This is a genomic window from Thermobifida cellulosilytica TB100 (genome assembly GCF_001517975.1).
In the GTDB taxonomy this organism is placed as follows: Bacteria; Actinomycetota; Actinomycetes; order Streptosporangiales; family Streptosporangiaceae; genus Thermobifida; species Thermobifida cellulosilytica.
Map to the genome: position 1 here is coordinate 263,727 of NZ_KQ950181.1, position 4,208 is coordinate 267,934.

The 4,208-nt window shown below is 71.9% G+C and carries 5 protein-coding genes; 4 read left to right on the top strand and 1 reads right to left on the bottom strand.

The genetic code is table 11. The annotated features are described in order from the left end of the window. From AC529_RS07450 to AC529_RS21315, 4 genes are all read left to right on the top strand, one after another. Nucleotides 1-618 (top strand): DeoR/GlpR family DNA-binding transcription regulator (locus AC529_RS07450; protein WP_068755007.1); only part of this gene is annotated, 618 nt, incomplete at its 5' end. A 78-nt stretch (nucleotides 619-696) separates the two neighbouring features. Further along, nucleotides 697-1,473, top strand: coding sequence for a polyprenol monophosphomannose synthase (locus tag AC529_RS07455; RefSeq protein WP_068755010.1), 777 nt, complete (start codon nucleotides 697-699; stop codon nucleotides 1,471-1,473). Nucleotides 1,474-2,169: 696 nt separating this feature from the next. Next, on the top strand, nucleotides 2,170-2,961 hold the full coding sequence (locus AC529_RS21150; RefSeq protein ID WP_394326438.1) for a glycoside hydrolase family 11 protein: 792 nt from the start codon (nucleotides 2,170-2,172) through the stop codon (nucleotides 2,959-2,961). A gap of 48 nt (nucleotides 2,962-3,009) precedes the next feature. Next, nucleotides 3,010-3,153, top strand: coding sequence for a hypothetical protein (locus AC529_RS21315; RefSeq protein WP_198156337.1), 144 nt, complete (start codon nucleotides 3,010-3,012; stop codon nucleotides 3,151-3,153). A 159-nt stretch (nucleotides 3,154-3,312) separates the two neighbouring features. On the opposite strand, the gene AC529_RS07465 is transcribed toward AC529_RS21315, so the two are convergent. Further along, the coding region (locus tag AC529_RS07465) for an arsenic resistance protein (RefSeq protein WP_083948023.1) at nucleotides 3,313-4,208 on the bottom strand (896 nt) is incomplete at its 5' end.

A 4,208-nucleotide genomic window follows, 5' to 3' on the forward strand; every position in this document is an offset into this window, starting at 1 on the left:
GGCGGCGCCTCCCTGCCCGGCCGCCGCGCCCCGCGGCCCGGTGACGGCAGCTCCCCCGCGCCGGAACTGGTCGCCATCGCCCGTACCGCGGCCTCCCTGGTCGCCGAGGACGACACGATCGTCCTGGGGCCGGGGGAGGCGGTCGCAGCCCTGGCCGCCGAGCTGGTCCACCGCAGAGGGCTGACCGTCGCCACCAACTCCCTGCACGTCGCCCGCATCCTCGCCGACGCGCCCGGGGTCGAGGTGATCGTCACCGGCGGCACCCTGCGCGGCGCCGAGCTGGCCCTGGTCGGCGGGGCCGCCGAACAGGCCCTGGAGGGGCTGCGGGTGCGCCGCGCCTTCGTCTCCGGCCACGGCGTCACCGCCGAACGCGGGCTGAGCACCTCCAACGCGGCCGTCGCCGGGGTGGACCGGGCGCTGGCCGAGTGCGCCGAGGAGGTGATCGTGCTGGCCGACCACACCCGGATCGGCACCGACACCATGGTGCAGACGGTCGCCCCCGAGGCCATCACGCACCTGGTCACCGACATCCAGGCCGACCCCGAGGTGCTGCTGACCCTGGAGGACATGGGGACCACCGTGCACGTGGCGGTTCCCGAGACCGACCGCGGCCAGTAGCGCCGGGGCGAGGCGACTCTGCGGGGCCCCGGGAACGGGATACGCTGGGCCGAGTCCGACAGTTGGAGGCCCGCTGCCATGCCCGATCCGGTCCCGCTCCCCGAACCGTGGTCCCGCTCCCGGCTGAGCGTCGTCGTCCCTACCTACAACGAGGCCGAGAACCTGCCGGTCCTGACCGCCCAGGTCATGGCGCTGCCGCTGCCGGAACTGCACCTGGTGGTGGTCGACGACAACTCGCCCGACGGCACCGGCGAGGTCGCCGACAAACTCGCCTCCGAGCACCCCGGGCGGATCACGGTGCTGCACCGCACCGCCAAGGACGGGCTGGGCCGGGCCTACGTGGCGGGCATGACCCGGGCGCTGGAGGACGGCGCCGAGTTCGTCGCCCAGATGGACGCCGACCTCTCCCACCCCCCGCTCTACCTGCCGCAGATGCTGGGCACCCTGCTGTCCACCGGCGCGGGGGTGGTCATCGGCAGCCGGTACGTGCCCGGCGGCAGCCTGTCGCAGGAGTGGGGGCTGCGCCGCCGCCTGCTCAGCGGCTGGGCCAACGCCTACGTCAAGGCGGTCCTGGCGCTGCCGCTGCGCGACATCACCGCCGGCTTCAAGGTGTGGCGGCGCGGGGCGCTGGAGGCGCTGGACCTGGCCTCCGTCCACAGCAGCGGCTACAGCTTCCAGGTGGAGATGCACTTCCGCGCCTACCGCCGCGGCCAGAAGATCGTGGAGATCCCCATCCACTTCGAGGACCGTACCCGGGGCAGCAGCAAGATGGACCTGGCGGTCCAGTTGGAGTCGGCGCTGCGTCCCTTCCAACTGCTCCACCACGAACGGCGAAGCCGCCGCACCGCCGACTAGACCCGCCTCCCGGCCGGCCGCACCCGCCCGCGCCCCGCACCGGCCCCTGCCCGCGGACGCGGCGGAGCGCTGCACCCGCCCGCCGCGCGTTCCGCCGGCCGCCCGCAGCCCCGCGCCGGTCCCGTCTTCCGGGGGTGCGCCCGCGCCCGGTGCCTCCGCCCGCCACCGCGGCCGCCCCGGAGGCCGGACCACCGACCACTGCGGCCACTCCCGTCGCACAAGGGCCGGGCCGAAAGGGTGTGTCCGCTTGTCCGCCGCGATGTTCTTCGAAGTTGGCTTCGAAACTTTCGGGATCTGTTCCGATCACTCTTGACCAGGTACACGGGAGCGACTAGACAGAAAAATCCGTTCGCTTGGGGGGTTGCGACGGGGGTTCACGCAGAGAATTTTCGGAAATTTTCCGGAAACTATTGACAACTCGTCAGAGTCACGCGAACACTGTCGGTGTCGACAGATCTTGCCCGCTGTCGACTCGGGTCAGCTACAGGGCCTGGCCTCAGTCGTCGACCGCACGACGAACGGCTCACCCCGCCGCGTTGCGCGACACCGACGCGCGGCGACCGCCACTCTCCGGTCACCGACAGCCTGTGCCGGGTCCCCGCGCTGCCCGGTTCCAGTCCTCACAAGGAGGAAAAATCCGTAATGAACAAAGCCCCCGCTAGACCGGAAAGCCGCAGATTCGGGCGTACCGGTCGCATGTTCGGCCGGGCGTTCGCTGCCGCGCTGGTCGCGGTCGTCACGCTGATGCCCGGTACGGCCAACGCGGCCGTGACCTCGAACCAGACCGGTAACCACGGCGGCTACTTCTACTCGTTCTGGACCGACGCGCCCGGAACGGTGTCCATGGAGCTGGGGTCCGGCGGCAACTACAGCACCTCCTGGCGCAACACCGGGAACTTCGTCGCCGGTAAGGGATGGAGCACGGGTGGACCCCGGACCGTCTCCTACTCGGCGAGCTTCAACCCCTCCGGCAACGCCTACCTGACCCTCTACGGCTGGACCAGGAACCCGCTCGTCGAGTACTACATCGTCGAGAACTGGGGCACCTACCGTCCGACCGGCGCCTACATGGGTACCGTCACCACCGACGGCGGCACCTACGACATCTACAAGACGACCCGCTACAACGCCCCCTCCATCGAAGGCAACCGGACCTTCGACCAGTACTGGAGCGTCCGCCAGTCGCGGCGGTCCAGCGGCACCATCACCGCTGGCAACCACTTCGACGCCTGGGCCCGCCACGGTATGCGCCTCGGAAACCACGACTACATGATCATGGCGACCGAGGGCTACCAGAGCAGCGGCAACTCCAACGTCACCATCGGCACCACCGGCGGCAACAACGGCGGTGGCAACAACGGTGGCGGCAACAACGGCGGTGGCAACAACGGCGGCGGCACCAACGACGGCAGCGGCGGCTGCTACGCGGTGCTGTCGGCCGGCCAGCAGTGGTCTGCCCCGGCCGCTCGACGAGTTCGTCGAGGATGACGCGGCGGGTGGGATCGGCCAGGGCCTTGACCCTACCCGGCCAAGGTCATGGCCACGTGGAACATCCAGGCCAGCTACCCCGACGCCCAGACGCTGGTCGCCCGCCCCAACGGCAACGGCAACAACTGGGGCATGACGATCCAGCACAACGGCAACTGGACCTGGCCGACCGTCTCCTGCAGGGCGAACTGATCTGATCCGCTGAGGACGGACGACCACGCCCGTGGTGCGGCGGCGCCCAGCCGCCGCACCACCCCGCTGTCCGGGGCCGGACCCTCCCAGGGGGTCCGGCCCCGTCGGTCTTTGCGGCCGGGAGCACCACGGGACGGGCTTTCCCGCGAGCCGACGGGCTCAGCCGACGGCGTCGGCCGCCCGGTCGGGCACCAACCGGGGCACCGCCCGGACGTAGACGACCATGCCCACGACCTCCACCAGGGTCTGGGCGACCACGACGGCGGCGGCCACGGCCAGCTCGCCGGGCAGGGCCAGCGCAAGAGGCAGGACCACCAGGGAGTTGCGGGTGGCACCGGTGAAGACGATCGCGCGGCCGGCCGGGACCCCCAGCCCGAAGACCCGCGCCACGGCCCTGCCCGCGAACGGCATGACGACCAGGAAGGCCACGTAGCAGGGCACCGCCGCCGCGACACGGGCCAGGTCGCCGTCGAGCCGGGGAACCTGCGAGGCGACCACGGCCAGCAGGGTCGCCGCCATCAGCGGCACCATCGTGGCCGACACCGCGTCGGCGACCCGCCGACCGGCCCGGCTCCGCCCCGACCACGCCTGAAGCGCCCACGCCAGGCCCAGCGGGACCAGGATCAGCAGCACGAACGCCTCGACGAACGGCCCGCCGTCGACGGCACCCGCCAGCTCGGCCCCCAGGAACAGGGACAGGAACACCGGCAGGAGCACCATCTGGGCGACCAGCAGCACCGGGGTGGCCGCCAGCAGGCGCCGACTGCTGCCGCCCGCCAGACCCGAGAAGACGATCACGTAGTCCACGCACGGGGCCAGCAGGACCAGCAGGACCCCCAGGCGCACCGCCCGGTCGTCCGGCAGGAGCAGCCACATCCCGGCGACCACGAGCGGCACCACGGCGAAGTTGACCACCAGGGCGGCGGCCAGGAAACGGCCGTCGCGCAGCGAACGCGCCAGGTCGGCGGCCGGAACCTGGAGGAAGGTGACGAACAGCAGCGCACCAAGCACCGGGGTGACCACCCCCTCCAGCGCCGCACCCGCCGCGGGCGCGG

Bases quoted from the DNA above. Each gene is read 5' to 3' on its own strand.
- AC529_RS21150 (WP_394326438.1), top strand. From the start codon at position 2,170: ATGTTCGGCCGGGCGTTCGCTGCCGCGCTGGTCGCGGTCGTCACGCTG.
- AC529_RS07455 (WP_068755010.1), top strand. From the start codon at position 697: ATGCCCGATCCGGTCCCGCTCCCCGAACCGTGGTCCCGCTCCCGGCTG.
- AC529_RS21315 (WP_198156337.1), top strand. From the start codon at position 3,010: ATGGCCACGTGGAACATCCAGGCCAGCTACCCCGACGCCCAGACGCTG.